We start from the raw sequence: 15,105 nt of genomic DNA, 5'->3' as shown, positions 1-15,105 counted from the left end.
AGAACCATGAAACAGACCATCATCGCCGCATCCCTGGTACTGGCCACCGTGGCCGGTAGCGCTCTGGCCGCCGACCAGTTCATCCCTATCCCCAGCTACCGTGTCGGCCCCTACGCCTCGGGTGGCGCCAAGTTCTACGGCGGCATGATCGACTACCTGAACTACGTCAACCTGAAGGAAGGCGGCGTCGGCGGGGTAAAGCTGACCTACGAAGAGTGTGAAACCGAATACAAGAACGACCGCGGCGTGGAGTGCTACGAGCGCCTGAAAGCCAAGAACGGCGGCGCCAGCGCCTTCAACTTCATGTCCACCGGCATTACCTACGCGGTGATGGATCGCGCCGACAAGGACAAGATCCCGCTGATGACCATGGGCTTCGGCCGGGCAGACGCGCAGGATGGCCGCGCCTTCAAGTACACCTTCCCGCTGATCACCAGCTACTGGAGCCAGGCTACCGCCAAGATCCAGTTCATCGGCCAGCGCCTGGGCGGCATGGACAAGCTGCGCGGCAAGAAGATCGTCAACCTGTACCACGGCTCGGCCTACGGTAAGGAAACCATTCCGGTACTGGATGCCATGGCCAAAAAGCACGGCTTCGAGCTGAAGCACATCGAGGTACCGGCGCCGGGCACCGAGCAGCAATCGCAGTGGCTGGACATCCGCCGCGAGCGCCCGGATTTTGTGGTTCTGCGCAGCTGGGGCGTGATGACGCCGGCAGCGCTGAAATCGGCGCAGAAAGTGGGCTACCCGCGTGAACAGATCGTGTCCAACTGGTGGGGCGGTTCGGAAGAAGACGCCATCGCCGCCGGCGAAGCCGCCAAGGGCTACATTGCCGGCAGCTTTGCGCTGGACGGCAAGCAGTTCCCGGTGATCCAGGATATCGAGAAAGTGGTGTACGGCGCAGGCAAGGGCAACCTGTCTGACAAGGGCTATATGGGTACCGTGAACTATAACCGCGGCGTGGTCAGCGGCATCCTGATGGTGGAAGCCATCCGCGCCGCACAGAAGAAATACGGCGCCAAAACCCTCAGCGGCGACCAGATCCGCTGGGGCATGGAAAACATCAACATCGACGCCAAGCGCCAGCAAGCACTAGGCGTCACCGATATGTTCCCGCAGGTACGCACCAGCTGCCAGAACCACGAGGGCAGCGGTTACACCCGCTTCATGCAATGGGACGGCAAGGACTGGAAGCCGGTTTCCGGCTGGATCAAGGCCGACACCAGCGTCACGCTGCCGCTGATCAAGGCTTCGGTTGAAAAATACGTGCAGGAAAAAGGCATCACCCTGCGCGACTGCAACGCCGAGAAATAAGCACTGCACACAAGCCGGCCGGGGCACCGCGCCCCGGCCATGGAGGGAGCCCTGCCATGCACACAACGTCTAGCCCTTACCTGCTATCGGTCAACAATATCGAAGTCATCTACAACCACGTGATTCTGGTGCTCAAAGGCGTGTCGCTGGACGTGCCCGAAGGCCAGATCGTGGCTCTGCTCGGTGCCAACGGCGCCGGTAAAAGCACCACACTGAAAGCCATTTCCACCCTGTTGCGCGCCGAGCGCGGCGACATTACCAAGGGCAGCATCGCCTTTCGCGGCCAACGTATCGATGCGCTGACACCAGACCAGCTGGTGCGCCAGGGCGTGGTACAGGTGATGGAAGGCCGCCATTGCTTTGGCCACCTCACCGTGGAGGAAAACCTGCTGACCGGGGCCTACACCCGCGCCATCAGCCGCAGCGAAATCAAGCTGGCGCTGGAGCGCATCTATCACTACTTCCCCCGCCTGAAAACCCGGCGCCAGAGCCAGGCGGGCTACACCAGCGGGGGCGAGCAACAGATGGTAGCCATCGGCCGCGCCATGATGGCCGACCCGCGCATGATCCTGCTGGACGAACCATCGATGGGCCTGGCGCCGCAGATCGTGGAAGAAATCTTCGAGATCGTGCGCGAGCTCAACGAAAAAGAAGGTGTCAGCTTCCTGCTGGCAGAACAGAACACCAATGTAGCGCTGAAGTACGCCCACTACGGCTACATCCTGGAAAACGGCCGCGTGGTGATGGACGGCAGCGCCGACGAGCTACGCAGCAACGAAGACGTCAAAGAATTCTATCTGGGCCTGGGGGGAGAGGGCCGCAAGAGCTTCCGCGACGTCAAGCACTACCGCCGCCGCAAACGCTGGCTGGCGTGATGTTTTGCCAGGGCAGCAACGGCTACCCTTTGCCACGAAAACACGAAAGACACGAAAAAGGCCCAGCAAACCAAGAACGCCATGCGCGTATCGCCGGCAAGCCTTGCACGGCACTGGCAAACCGGGCCGCTGCCGGATGCCGTTCGTGGGGTGCCTGTCGAAGCATGAATGACATCAAGCATGCATGGCTTCATGCCGTACCCCTGCAGCAGCGTCGTTCCCGCACCCTGCATGAGGTGCATCACGCGGCCGGGTGACACCCGGGGTTGGCTTTTGTTCGTGTTTTTTCGTGGATTTCGTGGCCAAAAATAGCTGCCGCGACGGCCACGACGCATCCATCAACCAGGAAACCGCCACCATGCCCCATCTCGACGCACTGGAAACCCGCACCCACAGCGACCGGCTGGCTGCGCTGCTGGCACGCCTGCCGGCCCAGCTGGCACACGCCAAAACCCACAGCCCGGCCTACGCCCGCCTGCTGGCCGACATAGACTGCCTGCGCATCACCAGCCTGGCCGCACTGGCTACGCTGCCGCTCACGCGCAAATCGGCACTGTTGGCCGCACAGCAGGCCAGCCCGCCGTTTGGCGGATTTGCCACGCAGCTAACCGGCCAGGCAGCGAGGCTATTTGCCTCGCCCGGGCCACTGTATGAACCACAAGGCCACGAGGCCGACAGCTGGCGCATGAGCCGCGCCCTGTACGCCGCCGGCTTCCGCGCCGGCGACGTGGTACACAACGGCTTTTCCTACCACTTCACCCCCGGTGGCTGGATGATGGACGCCGGCGCCCGCGCACTGGGTTGCGCGGTGTTTCCCGGCGGCACCGGGCAAACCGAGCTGCAAGTGCAGGCCATGCGCGACCTGGGCGCCAGCGGCTATACCGGCACGCCGTCGTTCCTGAAACTGATCCTGGAAAAAGCCGAACAGCTGGGCGTGGCGTTGCCCCGCCTCGACAAAGCACTGGTCAGCGGCGAGGCACTACCGGCCAGCCTGCGCGCCTGGTTTGCCGAACGCGGCGTCACCGTATTCCAGTGCTACGCCACCGCCGACCTGGGGCTGATCGCCTACGAAAGCCAGCCAGGTGCCGGCATGGTAGTAGACGAAGGCGTATTGCTGGAGCTGGTCAGCCCCGGCAGCGGCCAGCCAGTAGCCGACGGCGAAGTGGGCGAAGTGGTGGTCACCAGCTTCGACCGTCATTATCCGCTGATCCGCTTTGCCACCGGCGACCTGTCCGCCACGCTACCCGGCCCATCAATATGCGGGCGCAGCAATGTGCGCATCCAGGGCTGGCTGGGGCGCGCCGACCAAAGCGCCAAGGTAAAAGGCATGTTTGTCCACCCGGAGCAAGTCCACGCGGTGGCCGCCCGCCACCCGCAGCTGGGCCGGGTGCGGCTGGTGATACAGCAACACGAACACCAGGATCGCATGACGCTGCACGCCGAGTGCCCTGCCCCGCACGACGCTGCCACCAGCGACAGTGTGGCCGCCACGCTGCGCGAGCTGACCAAGCTGCGCGGCGAGGTCTGCCTGTGTACACCGGGCAGCTTGCCAGCCGACGGCAAAATCATCGCCGACGAGCGCAGCCTGGCCTGATCGGCTGGCTGCTGGCCGGTGTGCGGGTGATGTCAGCATCGCCCTCCGATACCGCACCGGCCTGCAGCGCTGTACCACTACCGCCACACGCCCCCTGTTTTCCGCCTGCGGCCAACATGCAAGGTGGAAAAAACCAAGCACTTGCTTTAATTTGATGCTCGATTGACGTTTACGTTAACGTATACTCAAGCCGTGCCCACACGGCCACACAGGAGAACACCCATGTCGCACCTGCCCACCGTCAAGCTGCTGATCGGCGGCGAATTTGTCGAATCGCGCACCACCGAATGGCGCGAGGTCGTGAACCCAGCCACCCAGGAAGTGCTGGCGCGTGTACCGATGGCCACCGCCGACGAAGTGGCAGCCGCCATCGCCGCCGGCAAGGCCGCGTTCACGCGCTGGAAGAAAACCCCGATCGGCACCCGCGCCCGCATCTTCCTGAAGCTGCAGCAGCTGATCCGCGACAACATGAAAGAGCTGGCCGCCCTGCTCACCGCCGAACAGGGCAAAACCCTGGCCGACGCCGAGGGCGACATCTTCCGCGGGCTGGAAGTGGTGGAGCACGCGGCCAACATCGGCACCCTGCAGCTGGGCGAGTACGCCGAAAACGTGGCTGGCGGCGTAGACACCTACACCGTGATGCAGCCGCTGGGCGTGTGCGCCGGCATTACCCCGTTCAACTTCCCGGCCATGATTCCGCTGTGGATGTTCCCGATGGCCATCGCTACCGGCAACACCTTCGTGCTGAAGCCGTCGGAGCAAGACCCACTGGTCACCATGCGGCTGGTAGAGCTGGCGCTGCAGGCCGGTGTACCGGCTGGCGTGCTCAATGTGGTACACGGCGGGCCGGACGTGGTGAACGCACTGTGCGACCACCCCGACATCAAGGCCATCAGTTTTGTCGGCTCCACCCGCGTCGGCACCCACGTGTACAACCGCGCCAGCCTGGCCGGCAAACGCGTGCAGTGCATGATGGGCGCCAAAAACCACGCCGTGGTGCTGCCAGACGCAAACAAGGAACAGGCGCTGAACCAGCTCACCGGCGCCGCCTTTGGCGCGGCCGGCCAGCGCTGCATGGCGCTGAGCGTGGCCATTCTGGTGGGCGAAGCACAACAGTGGCTGCCGGAGCTGGTGGCCAAGGCACAAAGCCTGCGCGTAGGCGCCGGCATCGACAACCCAGACCTGGGCCCGGTGATCAGCTGCGCCGCACGCGAGCGCATCCATGGCCTGATCGAACGCGGCGTGGCCGACGGCGCCAGCCTGGCGCTGGATGGCCGCGATGTCAGCGTGGCAGGCTACCCGCACGGCAACTTTGTCGGCCCCACCATCTTCAGCGACGTGAAGCCGGGCATGAGCATCTACGAGCAGGAAATCTTCGGCCCGGTACTGTGCCTGATGGCCGCCGACACGCTGGACGAGGCCATCGAGCTGATCAACGCCAACCCCAACGGTAACGGCACCGCCATCTTCACCCAGAGCGGCGCCGCCGCCCGCTGCTTCCAGGAAGACATCGACGTGGGCCAGGTGGGGGTGAACGTGCCGATTCCGGTACCGGTGCCGCTGTTCAGCTTTACCGGCTCGCGCGCGTCCAAGCTGGGCGACCTGGGCCCGTACGGCAAGCAGGTGGTGCTGTTCTACACCCAGACCAAGACCGTCACCAGCCGCTGGTTCGACGACGACGCCAGCAGCGGCAAGGTGCAGACCACCATCTCGCTGAAATAAACCGCTTCGCCCCCCAACCACGAAACGCACCACAGCCGCCGTGCCAGGCGTGCGCTTCGTGGTGGACGGCAAGGCCAACCGCCCCACCCGGCCCATTCGACAAAGGATTGTTCATGGATTTTGCACTCAGCGACGAACAGCTGGCCTTCCAGGACAGCGCCCGCGAGTTTGCCCGCTGCGAGCTGGCACCGCACGCCGCACACTGGGACGAACAGGAAATCTTCCCGCTGGACGTGCTGCGCAGCGCCGGCGAGATGGGCTTCTGCGGCCTGTACACCCCCACCGAATACGGCGGCCTGGGCCTGCCGCGGCTGGACGCCGCCATCATCTTCGAGGCGCTGGCCGCCGGCTGCACCAGCACCACCGCCTACCTCACCATCCACAATATGGTGAGCTGGATGATAGGCAGCTTTGCCCGCCCCGACGTGGCGGCAGAATGGGCACCGGCGCTGGCTGCCGGCCAAAAGTTTGGCAGCTACTGCCTCACCGAGCCGGGCGCCGGCTCCGACGCGGCCAACCTGCGTACCCGCGCCGAACGTGACGGCGAGCACTACGTACTGAACGGCAGCAAGGCCTTCATCAGCGGCGCCGGCAGCACCGACGTGCTGGTAGTAATGGCGCGCACCGGCGGGCCGGGCGCCAAAGGCATCTCGGCACTGGTGGTGCCGGCCGACCTGCCCGGCATCCAGTACGGCAAGAAAGAAAAGAAAATGGGCTGGAACAGCCAGCCCACGCGCACCATCACCTTCGACAACGTGCGGGTACCGGCGGCCAACCTGCTGGGGCAGGCAGGCCAGGGCTTCACCTTCGCCATGAAAGGGCTGGACGGCGGCCGCATCAACATCGCCACCTGCTCGGTAGGCACCGCCCAGGCCGCGCTGGAAGCCGCCACCCGCTACGTGCAGGAACGGCAACAGTTCGGCCAGCCGCTAGCCGAGCTGCAAAGCGTGCAGTTCCGTCTGGCCGACATGGCCTGCGAGCTGATTGCCGCGCGCCAGATGGTGCGCCTGGCCGCCTGGCAGCTGGACAACGGCAGCCCCGACGCCACCGCCTATTGCGCCATGGCCAAGCGCCTGGCCACCGACACCGGCTTCAAGGTGGCCAACGAAGCGCTGCAACTGTTCGGCGGTTATGGCTATATCAAGGAGTACCCGCTGGAACGCTATGTACGCGACAACCGCGTGCACCAGATTCTGGAAGGCACCAACGAGATCATGCGCGTCATCACCGCCCGCCGCCTGCTGCAGGACGGCGCGCTGGACAGCCTGCGCTAAGGACAAAAGGCAGATTGGCCACGAAAACACACGAAAAGCACGAAAAATGACGAGGATAGCCCGTATTGGTACGACCAGATCACACAACAGCTTCCCTGTATTTCCGTGCCTTCGGTGTATTTCGTGGCCCAAAAAGAAAACGCGGCGTTGTTCACCATCGAGCACACAGCAGGCTCAAGACTCGAACCTTTTCGTGTTTTTCCGTGGGGTTCGTGGCAAAAAACAGACTCAGGCTGCAAACACACTACCCAGTATAAAAGCACGCGACAGACATCCCGGATAAACCGTCTTTCGTGGCCAACCAACAGGAAACCACACCATGTCCTACACCAACCTCAACGTGGAAAAGATCGGCCACACCGCGCTGGTCACCATCGCCAACCCGCCGGCCAACACCTGGACGCTGGACAGCCTGCAGGCCTTGCAGCAGCTGGTAGCCGACCTGAACGCCGACCGCAGCATCTACGCGCTGGTGATCACCGGCGAGGGCGAAAAATTCTTCAGCGCCGGTGCCGACCTCAAGCAGTTTGCCGACGGCAACAAAGGCCACGCCGCCAGCGCCACCATGGCCTTCGGCGCAGCCTTCGAAGCGCTGTCCGGCTTCCGTGGCGTCAGCATCGCCGCCATCAACGGCTACGCGATGGGCGGCGGGCTGGAGTGCGCGCTGGCCTGCGACATCCGCATTGCCGAAGAGCAGGCGCAGATGGCGCTGCCGGAAGCCGCCGTCGGCCTGCTGCCGTGCGCCGGCGGCACGCAGAACCTGCCGTGGCTGGTAGGCGAAGGCTGGGCCAAACGCATGATTCTGTGCGGCGAGCGCGTAGACGCCGCCACCGCATTGCGCATCGGCCTGGTAGAAGAAGTGGTGCCCAAAGGCGGCGCGCGCGACGCGGCACTGGCGCTGGCCGACAAGGTTGGCCGCCAGTCGCCGGTAGCCGTCAGCGCCTGCAAGACACTGGTACAGCGCGCCCGTTACGCGCCGCCTGCGGCCAACCTGATCCACGAGCGCGAGCTGTTCATCAAGCTATTCGACAGCGAAGACCAGCGTGAGGGCGTGAACGCCTTCCTGGAGAAACGCGCACCGGTGTGGAAAAACCGTTAAACCCTTTTCGCCACTGAATACACGAAATGCACGAAAACAAACCCTGGCAGGCCCGCCTGCATGCCGATCTGGCAGCTGGTCCGTGTTTGTCCGTGCCTTCCGTGGCAAAAAAGAAAGAACCCCATGAACGAGCTTGTGCTGTTTGACGAAATCGCCACCGCCGCCGGCATGCGCCTGGGCGTGGCCACGCTGAATGCCGACAAGGCGCTCAACGCGCTGAACCTGGACATGATCCGCTTGCTGGACGCGCGGCTGTCGATCTGGGATGCCGACGACGGCATTGCCGCCGTGCTACTGCGCGGCACTGGTGACAAAGCCTTCTGCGCCGGCGGTGACGTGCGGGCGCTGCGCGATGCACTCCTGGCCGACAACTGCTACCCCAACCCGGTAGCCGAAGACTTCTTCACCCGCGAATACGCGCTGGACTACCGCATCCATACCTACCGCAAACCGCTGCTGGTATGGGGCAGCGGCATCGTGATGGGCGGCGGCCTGGGCCTGATGGCCGGCGCCAGCCACCGCGTGGCCACCGCCAGCACCCGTATCGCGATGCCGGAAATCACCATCGGCCTGTACCCGGACGTGGCAGGCAGCTGGTTCCTGCAGCGCATGCCGGCCAAGAGCGGGTTGTTTCTGGGCCTGACCGGCGCGCCGCTGAACGCCCGCGACGCGCTGCTGGCCAACCTGGCCGACCACATCCTGCCACAAAGTGGCTGGGACACGCTGCTGGCCGCCATGGCTGCCAGCCACTGGCAGGCCGAGCCTGCGGCCAACCATGCGCGGCTGACCGCCCTGCTGGGCGAGCTGGGAAACCTGAACGCCGACACGCTGGCCGACAGCGCCCTGCAACGCAATCTGCCGGCCATCCATACGCTGATGAACAAGGGTTCGCTGCACGCCATCGACCACGCGCTGCGCCACACCGCCTTCGAAGACCCATGGCTGGCCAGCGCCGCCAAGACCTACCTGGCCGGCTGCCCTGCCAGCGCCGCCGTCACCTGGGAGATCTTCCGCCGCGCGCGCCACCTGTCGCTGGCCGAGGTCTTGCGCATGGAGCTGGCGCTGTCGCTGAACTTCTGCGCCGGGCCGGAATTCCGCGAAGGCGTGCGGGCGCTGCTGGTGGACAAAGACCGCCAGCCCAAGTGGGCACGCCCTACGCTGGCCGACGTGGACAGCCACACCGTGGCCGGCCACTTTACCCAACCCTGGCGCGCTGCCGACCACCCGCTGGCCGCGCTGGCCTGATCAAAGGACACACAACATGACGCATATCGCATTTATCGGCCTGGGCAATATGGGCGGCCCGATGGCGGCCAACCTGGTAAAAGCCGGCTACACCGTGAACGGTTTCGACTTGTCTGCCACCGCGCTGCAACAGTTTGCCGCCGCTGGCGGGCGCCCGGCCGACAGCGTACAGCAGGCGGTGGACGGAGCCGAAGTCGTGGTATCGATGCTGCCCGCCGGCCAGCACGTGGAAAGCCTGTACCTGGGCGAAAGCGGCCTGTTTGCCCGCCTGCCGGCCGGCACGCTGGTGATCGATTGCAGCACCATCGCCGCCCACACCGCGCGCGGCGTAGCCGAAGCCGCCGCTGCGGCCGGGCTGCGCTTTCTGGACGCACCCGTGTCCGGTGGCACCGCCGGTGCGGCAGCCGGCACGCTCACCTTCATGATCGGCGGCGACGCAGCCAACGTGGAAGCCGCGCGCCCGCTCTTGGCCAGCATGGGCAAAAACCTGTTTCACGCCGGCGCTGCCGGCGCCGGCCAGACCGCCAAGGTGTGCAACAACATGCTGCTGGGCATCCTGATGGCCGGCACCGCCGAAGCGCTGGCGCTGGGCGTGCAAAACGGCCTGGACCCGGCCGTGCTGTCACAAATCATGGGCAACAGCTCGGGCAGCAACTGGGTGCTGGAGCGCTACAACCCGTGGCCTGGCGTGATGGACAGCGCCCCGGCCAGCCGCGGCTACAGCGGCGGCTTCATGAGCGAGCTGATGCTGAAAGACCTGCGTCTGGCCAGCGAAACCGCCGGCCAGAGCCAGGCGGCCAACCCCATGGGCAGCCAGGCGCAGCAGCTGTTCGAGGCGCACGTAGCCGCCGGCAACGGCAAGCTGGATTTTTCCAGCATTGTGCAGCAGTTCCCACAGCGCTAGACCTGCGGCAAGCCGCGCTGCCTGGCCGCAGCGTGGCTTGCATTATGGATATTTTCTATAAAGTGCGCGGTTTATCAACACAGTTACGCTATTCAATGTAAACTTACGGCTTCGCGTCCCCACCAATCAACGCGACTATCTCTCTGGCCAGGCAGCCTGCCGGCCCACTCCATGAACTAATGTTTTGTCCGCCCGGATTGGTATTGTCATTGCAATGGGCAGACATCCTGATTGCACAATAAATGTCCGAACTGACTTTTGCTGCACTGGGTCTGGCCGAGCCGCTACTGCGCGCCGTGGCCGACACCGGTTACACCACCCCCACCCCGATTCAGGCGCAAGCCATCCCCCAGGTATTGCTGGGTGGCGATCTGCTGGCCGCAGCCCAGACCGGTACTGGCAAAACCGCCGGTTTCACCCTGCCGCTGCTGCACCGCCTGATGGACGCCCCGGCCAAACAGAAAGGCCGCCCGCGCGCACTGGTGCTCACCCCCACCCGTGAACTGGCTGCCCAGGTGGAAGAATCCGTGCGCGAGTACGGCAAATACCTGCCGCTGAAATCTATGGTGATGTTCGGTGGCGTGGGTATCAACCCGCAGATTGCCGCGCTGCGCAAGCCGGTAGACATCCTGGTAGCCACACCGGGCCGCCTGCTGGACCACGCCGGCCAGAAAACCGTCGACTTGTCCGGCGTGGAAATCCTGGTACTGGACGAAGCCGACCGCATGCTGGACATGGGCTTCATCCACGACATCAAGAAAGTACTGGCCCTGCTGCCGCAGCAACGCCAGAACCTGTTGTTCTCGGCCACGTTCTCCAACGAGATCAAGACACTGGCCGACAAGCTGCTGAACCAGCCCAAGCTGGTAGAGGTGGCGCGCCCGAACCAGACCAACGCCCAGATCACCCAGAAGGTGCACCTGGTCGACCGCGACCGTAAAACCGAGCTGCTGATCAGCATGATCAAGGGCGGCGACTGGCACCAGGTACTGGTGTTTACCCGCACCAAGCACGGTGCCAACCGCTTGGCCGAGAAGCTGGAAAAAGCCGGCATCGCCAGCATGGCCATCCACGGCAACAAGAGCCAGGGTGCCCGCACCAAGGCGCTGGCCGGCTTCAAGGACGGCAGCCTGCCCGTGCTGGTCGCCACCGATATCGCCGCCCGCGGCCTGGATATCGAAGAGCTGCCACACGTAGTGAACTACGAGCTGCCCAATGTGCCGGAAGACTACGTACACCGCATCGGCCGTACCGGCCGCGCCGGCTGCGTGGGCGAGGCTATCTCGCTGGTGTGCGTAGACGAGCTGGGCTTTCTGCGCGACATCGAGAAGCTGACCAAACAAACCGTGGAACGCTTTACCGTACCTGGTTTTGAAGCGGACCCGAACGCCGAGCCGCAAGCCATCGAAATCGGCCTGGGCCGCTATATTCACGGCGCGCTCACCCCCACCAGCACCCCGAAAGGCGGCAGCAGCGGCAATAACCGTCGCGGCGGTCAGGGCGGGCGCCAGGGCCAGGGTGGCAAACCACGCCAGGCCAAACCGGCACCGCGTGAAAGCGGCGAAGCCCAGGAACAGCGTGCACCGCGCACCGCCAAACCGGCTGGCGACAAGCCAGCCCAGGCACCACGCGGCCAGAATGGCGATGCCCGCCGCAATAACAACGGCGGCAAGCCTCGCAGCGACAACCAGCAGCAGCCCAGAGCCGCCGGCGACAAGCCACGCCAGCCGCGCCAGGAGAAGCCACGCAAACCGCAAGGCGAGCCGAACGGTAACTTCTTCCACGACGACGGCCCGCGCCAGCCTACGCTGACCATGCACGAGCTGAGCATGGGCACGCTCACCGGCCGCAAGCCGCCGCGCCAGCAAAACGCCGGCATGCAGCAGCAACAACCGCGCGGCCAGGGTGGCCCACGCCAGGGCCAGGGCGGCAAACCGCGCCAGCAACAGGCTGCGCTGTTCAGCGCGCCCAAGCGCAAGCCCTGATCCGCTGTATCGCCATGCCAGCCTCGCTGGCTGGCCAGTGTAAAAAAGCCGGTTATCCATGGATAACCGGCTTTTTCATTGGCGGGTACGCTGCTCAATCACGCAACAATTTCTGCTTTTGCCGCAGGGCCTTGCTGCGCCGCTTCCACACCGCCTGCTGCGCCTTGCGTTGCAGCAAGCTCTCGCTGCCACGGCGTGCCTCGCGCAATAGCTTGAAGTAATTGTGCAAGCGGTCCGAATCGACCACTGGACGCACGGCACACCCCGGCTCGTGCTGATGCTGGCAGTCGCGAAACTGGCACTGTTTTGCCAGGCGGGCGATATCGTCAAAGCTGTCGGCCAGCGCCACCTCGTCCAGGTCTGGCTGCAAGGTGCGCACACCGGGGGTGTCGATCAGGCAGGCGCCGCCTGGCAGCCGGTGCAGGCTACGCGCCGTGGTGGTGTGGCGGCCGCGGCTATCGTCGGCCCGTACCGCGCCGGTTTGCTGGCAGGCTTCACCCAGCAAGGTATTGCTGAGCGTGGATTTGCCCACACCCGAGCTGCCCAGCACAATCAGCGTCTGCCCCTGCCCCAGCCACGGGGCAAGTTGGCCGCAGCTGGCCGCATCATTACCATTTAGCGCCAGCACTGTCATGGCGGCAGGCAGGCGCTGGCGTACTGCCTGCATGCTGGCTTGCGGGTCGGCACACTGGTCGGCCTTGCTCAGCACGATCACCGGCGTAATATCGGCCGCCTGCACCATGCTGACAAAGCGCTCCAGCCGGCGCAGGTTGAAATCGCCGTCCAGGCCCATCACCAGCAGTGCGGTATCAATATTGCTGGCAATGCGCTGACGCTGGCCGTGGCTATTACGCCGCAGTAGCGCGTTAACAGGCTCCAAACGCTGTTGCAGCCACCAGTCGCCGGCGGGGTCGCAGGCGGCCAGTACCCAGTCGCCCACGGCCAGGCCCTCTTCGGCCTGCAGGGCTTGCCACTGGCTACTGGCTAGCCGGCAACGTCGCTCGTGCTCGCCATCGTGCAACAACACAGCATCGCGATGCACCGCGCTGACACGAAACAGGCTGCTGTCGCACTGTGCTTGCTGTAGCAGGTTTTGCAGTAAAACAGGGGTCAGGCCAATGGTGGCCAGACGGGAAAAATCGAATGTGAACATGTCGGTATCCGTGACGGGCCCGCTTGCGGATGCAGCGGGCCATGCCCGTAAAGGGCTAACGCCGCAGGCTGGCTGCGGCACCGGTTGGCTGAGGCCGGCGGCACGGAATGAGGGGTCAGGCAGACAGCGGCAGGCGCTGGGAAATGGCGAGATACCCGCTCAGACGGTGACCGGCACGATGGCAAGATCCATTTTTTCCATGTCGGTCTCCTTGGCGGTATTTATCGAAGCGCCAGTATCGGCAGCGGGCAGCTGCCGGTCAAGCACGCCAGGGTTGGCCGCAGGCCATGCGGCCAACCTTGTGGCAATTTGTACTCAGCCCTTGGGCTGCACGGTATAGCCTTTGGCTTGCAGCGCCTTTTGCCATTCGCTCAGCGCGATATCCACCAGTGCCGGCTGGCCGCTAAAACCGAATTCGATGTGCATCTGGGCGATGCGCTCGTTACCGAAGCTGGGCAGGCTGGACAGGCGCAAGGCCGGGTAGCGGGCGACAAAGTCCTGCATCAGGCTGATCAGGTCGCCCTCGCGCGCGTCCAGCGCAATACAGCTGCGTTCTACGTCCGGGCTGTCGCTGAACAGCTGGCGGTAGTGGCTATCCAGCACCCACTCCACCATCGGCCAGGCCATATTGGGGAAGCCCGGCACAAAATGCACATGGCCACAGCTGAAGCCGGGAATCTGGTTCACGGGGTTGGGGATGATGCTGGCGCTGGCGGGGAAGGTACCCATATGGATGCGGTGCGGGTAGGCTTCGTCGCCAAAGCGCCCTTCTATCAAGGCGCGCGCTTCGGGGTGCACGGTCAGCGGCTCACCCAGCGCGGCGGCGGCGCAGGCACGGGTATGGTCGTCCGGCGTGGCGCCGATACCGCCAAAGCTGAACACCAGGTCGCCACTGGCAAAAGCACGACGCAGCACGGCTTCGATGCGTACCGGGTCATCGCCCAGGTATTCGGCCCACGCCAGCTTCATGCCGCGTGCGGCCAACATGCGGATCAGCGACTGCATATGCTTGTCCTGGCGTTTGCCGGACAGCAGTTCGTCACCAATAATCAGTGCACCGGTTTTCATGGTTCTAGCTTCCTAACTGTTGACGTATTGTATAGTACAACATTCCAACAAGCTCGCGCAGTGCCTGGTGGCACTCCTGTATTGCCGTACCGTTCGGTAGCCAGTGCACCAGGCCCTGCCCGTCGTAGCGGCTATAGCCGGTAGAGGCGGGCAAGACCTGCAGACCTTGTGCGGTGAAAAATGGCAGCGCCCTGGGCATATGCCAGGCCTGCGTGACCAGCGCGACACGCTGTATGCCGTCTTTGGCTAGCAGTGCCTGGCTATAGCGGGCGTTTTCCAGCGTAGTGCGCGATGCGCCTTCTTGCCAGCGCACGCTCAAGCCATAGCTCTGCTGCAGTACCCGTGCCATGACTACGGCTTCCGGCTCCCCGCCCAGCGGTGCGCCGCCACTGACCAGTATCGGCAGGCCGGTCTGGCGCGCCAGCCACGCCGCGTATTGCAGGCGCTGGTTGGCCGCACCCGTCAGTACGTTGGCCGCGTACTCTGGCGCCGGCTTCACGCCCCCGCCCAGCACCACGATGGCCTGCGCCGTGCGCGCTTGCGCCAGCGACAGTGGCGGGTAGCGTTCCAGCCAGCTATTCAGCCACATGGCGGTCACCGGCAAGCTAAGCAGGTAAGCCGACAGGCCGGCAATCAGCATCAGGCTGCGCCCCAGCCGTGGCCGGCGGCGCTGCAGCAGCCAGCCGGTTAGCGCCAGCAGCAGGTAATTGAGCGGGGGCAGCATCAGCGAGCCCAGCAGCAGGTGCAACAGCACCATGCTATCGGTTTGTGCGGTCATGATGGTTTCCAGGACTGAGGGCAGCAGCATGATAGCTGGCCGGCGGGGGCGGGCACAAAGAAAAACCCCCTGCCGCAGGACAGGGGGTTGGTCA

General features: G+C 64.5%; 12 protein-coding genes. 9 read left to right on the top strand and 3 right to left on the bottom strand.

All coding sequences use genetic code 11. From position 1 onward, the window contains the following. Positions 1 to 6: 6 nt before the first annotated feature. The 9 genes from PQU95_RS10915 (at position 7) to PQU95_RS10875 (ending at position 12,012) form a co-directional block, all read left to right on the top strand. Complete coding sequence (locus tag PQU95_RS10915; protein ID WP_272752026.1) at positions 7 to 1,314, top strand: ABC transporter substrate-binding protein; 1,308 nt, start codon at positions 7 to 9, stop codon at positions 1,312 to 1,314. A gap of 56 nt (positions 1,315 to 1,370) precedes the next feature. Continuing rightward, positions 1,371 to 2,189, top strand: coding sequence for an ABC transporter ATP-binding protein (locus tag PQU95_RS10910; RefSeq protein WP_272752025.1), 819 nt, complete (start codon positions 1,371 to 1,373; stop codon positions 2,187 to 2,189). 358 nt (positions 2,190 to 2,547) lie between these two features. Further along, complete coding sequence (locus PQU95_RS10905; protein WP_272752024.1) at positions 2,548 to 3,783, top strand: phenylacetate--CoA ligase family protein; 1,236 nt, start codon at positions 2,548 to 2,550, stop codon at positions 3,781 to 3,783. A 222-nt stretch (positions 3,784 to 4,005) separates the two neighbouring features. Next, positions 4,006 to 5,505, top strand: coding sequence for a CoA-acylating methylmalonate-semialdehyde dehydrogenase (locus PQU95_RS10900; RefSeq protein ID WP_272752023.1), 1,500 nt, complete (start codon positions 4,006 to 4,008; stop codon positions 5,503 to 5,505). Between the two features lie 113 nt (positions 5,506 to 5,618). Further along, the gene (locus tag PQU95_RS10895; RefSeq protein WP_272752022.1) at positions 5,619 to 6,779 is read left to right on the top strand and encodes an acyl-CoA dehydrogenase family protein; all 1,161 of its coding nucleotides are present in this window, start codon (positions 5,619 to 5,621) and stop codon (positions 6,777 to 6,779) included. A 319-nt stretch (positions 6,780 to 7,098) separates the two neighbouring features. Further along, complete coding sequence (locus PQU95_RS10890) at positions 7,099 to 7,878, top strand: enoyl-CoA hydratase (protein ID WP_272752021.1); 780 nt, start codon at positions 7,099 to 7,101, stop codon at positions 7,876 to 7,878. Between the two features lie 123 nt (positions 7,879 to 8,001). After that, positions 8,002 to 9,123, top strand: a complete 1,122-nt coding sequence (locus PQU95_RS10885; protein ID WP_272752020.1) for an enoyl-CoA hydratase/isomerase family protein — start codon at positions 8,002 to 8,004, stop codon at positions 9,121 to 9,123. A 16-nt stretch (positions 9,124 to 9,139) separates the two neighbouring features. Beyond that, positions 9,140 to 10,027, top strand: a complete 888-nt coding sequence (gene mmsB / locus PQU95_RS10880) for a 3-hydroxyisobutyrate dehydrogenase (protein ID WP_272752019.1) — start codon at positions 9,140 to 9,142, stop codon at positions 10,025 to 10,027. A 242-nt stretch (positions 10,028 to 10,269) separates the two neighbouring features. After that, entirely contained in the window at positions 10,270 to 12,012 is a 1,743-nt protein-coding gene (locus PQU95_RS10875) for a DEAD/DEAH box helicase (protein WP_272752018.1), read from the top strand. A gap of 94 nt (positions 12,013 to 12,106) precedes the next feature. Here the strand turns inward: PQU95_RS10875 and rsgA are convergent, their stop codons facing one another. The 3 genes from rsgA to PQU95_RS10860 form a co-directional block, all read right to left on the bottom strand. Continuing rightward, positions 12,107 to 13,165, bottom strand: coding sequence for a ribosome small subunit-dependent GTPase A (rsgA, locus tag PQU95_RS10870; RefSeq protein WP_272752017.1), 1,059 nt, complete (start codon positions 13,163 to 13,165; stop codon positions 12,107 to 12,109). 315 nt (positions 13,166 to 13,480) lie between these two features. Then, the gene (locus PQU95_RS10865; RefSeq protein WP_272752016.1) at positions 13,481 to 14,233 is read right to left on the bottom strand and encodes a competence/damage-inducible protein A; all 753 of its coding nucleotides are present in this window, start codon (positions 14,231 to 14,233) and stop codon (positions 13,481 to 13,483) included. Positions 14,234 to 14,237: 4 nt separating this feature from the next. Beyond that, positions 14,238 to 15,011 carry a YdcF family protein gene (locus tag PQU95_RS10860; RefSeq protein WP_272752015.1) on the bottom strand — a complete coding sequence of 258 codons (774 nt, stop codon included), beginning with the start codon at positions 15,009 to 15,011 and terminating at the stop codon, positions 14,238 to 14,240. Positions 15,012 to 15,105: the final 94 nt, after the last annotated feature.

Origin of the sequence: Vogesella aquatica (assembly GCF_028548455.1) — a bacterium.
Lineage (GTDB): Bacteria > Pseudomonadota > Gammaproteobacteria > Burkholderiales > Chromobacteriaceae > Vogesella > Vogesella aquatica.
Note: the sequence above shows the minus strand (reverse complement) of the source record. Positions and strands in the feature narration are given on the sequence as shown.

Bases quoted from the DNA above. Each gene is read 5' to 3' on its own strand.
- rsgA (WP_272752017.1), bottom strand. From the start codon at position 13,165: ATGTTCACATTCGATTTTTCCCGTCTGGCCACCATTGGCCTGACCCCT.
- PQU95_RS10875 (WP_272752018.1), top strand. From the start codon at position 10,270: ATGTCCGAACTGACTTTTGCTGCACTGGGTCTGGCCGAGCCGCTACTG.
- PQU95_RS10910 (WP_272752025.1), top strand. From the start codon at position 1,371: ATGCACACAACGTCTAGCCCTTACCTGCTATCGGTCAACAATATCGAA.
- PQU95_RS10900 (WP_272752023.1), top strand. From the start codon at position 4,006: ATGTCGCACCTGCCCACCGTCAAGCTGCTGATCGGCGGCGAATTTGTC.
- PQU95_RS10865 (WP_272752016.1), bottom strand. From the start codon at position 14,233: ATGAAAACCGGTGCACTGATTATTGGTGACGAACTGCTGTCCGGCAAA.
- PQU95_RS10885 (WP_272752020.1), top strand. From the start codon at position 8,002: ATGAACGAGCTTGTGCTGTTTGACGAAATCGCCACCGCCGCCGGCATG.
- PQU95_RS10905 (WP_272752024.1), top strand. From the start codon at position 2,548: ATGCCCCATCTCGACGCACTGGAAACCCGCACCCACAGCGACCGGCTG.
- mmsB (WP_272752019.1), top strand. From the start codon at position 9,140: ATGACGCATATCGCATTTATCGGCCTGGGCAATATGGGCGGCCCGATG.
- PQU95_RS10895 (WP_272752022.1), top strand. From the start codon at position 5,619: ATGGATTTTGCACTCAGCGACGAACAGCTGGCCTTCCAGGACAGCGCC.
- PQU95_RS10890 (WP_272752021.1), top strand. From the start codon at position 7,099: ATGTCCTACACCAACCTCAACGTGGAAAAGATCGGCCACACCGCGCTG.
- PQU95_RS10915 (WP_272752026.1), top strand. From the start codon at position 7: ATGAAACAGACCATCATCGCCGCATCCCTGGTACTGGCCACCGTGGCC.
- PQU95_RS10860 (WP_272752015.1), bottom strand. From the start codon at position 15,011: ATGACCGCACAAACCGATAGCATGGTGCTGTTGCACCTGCTGCTGGGC.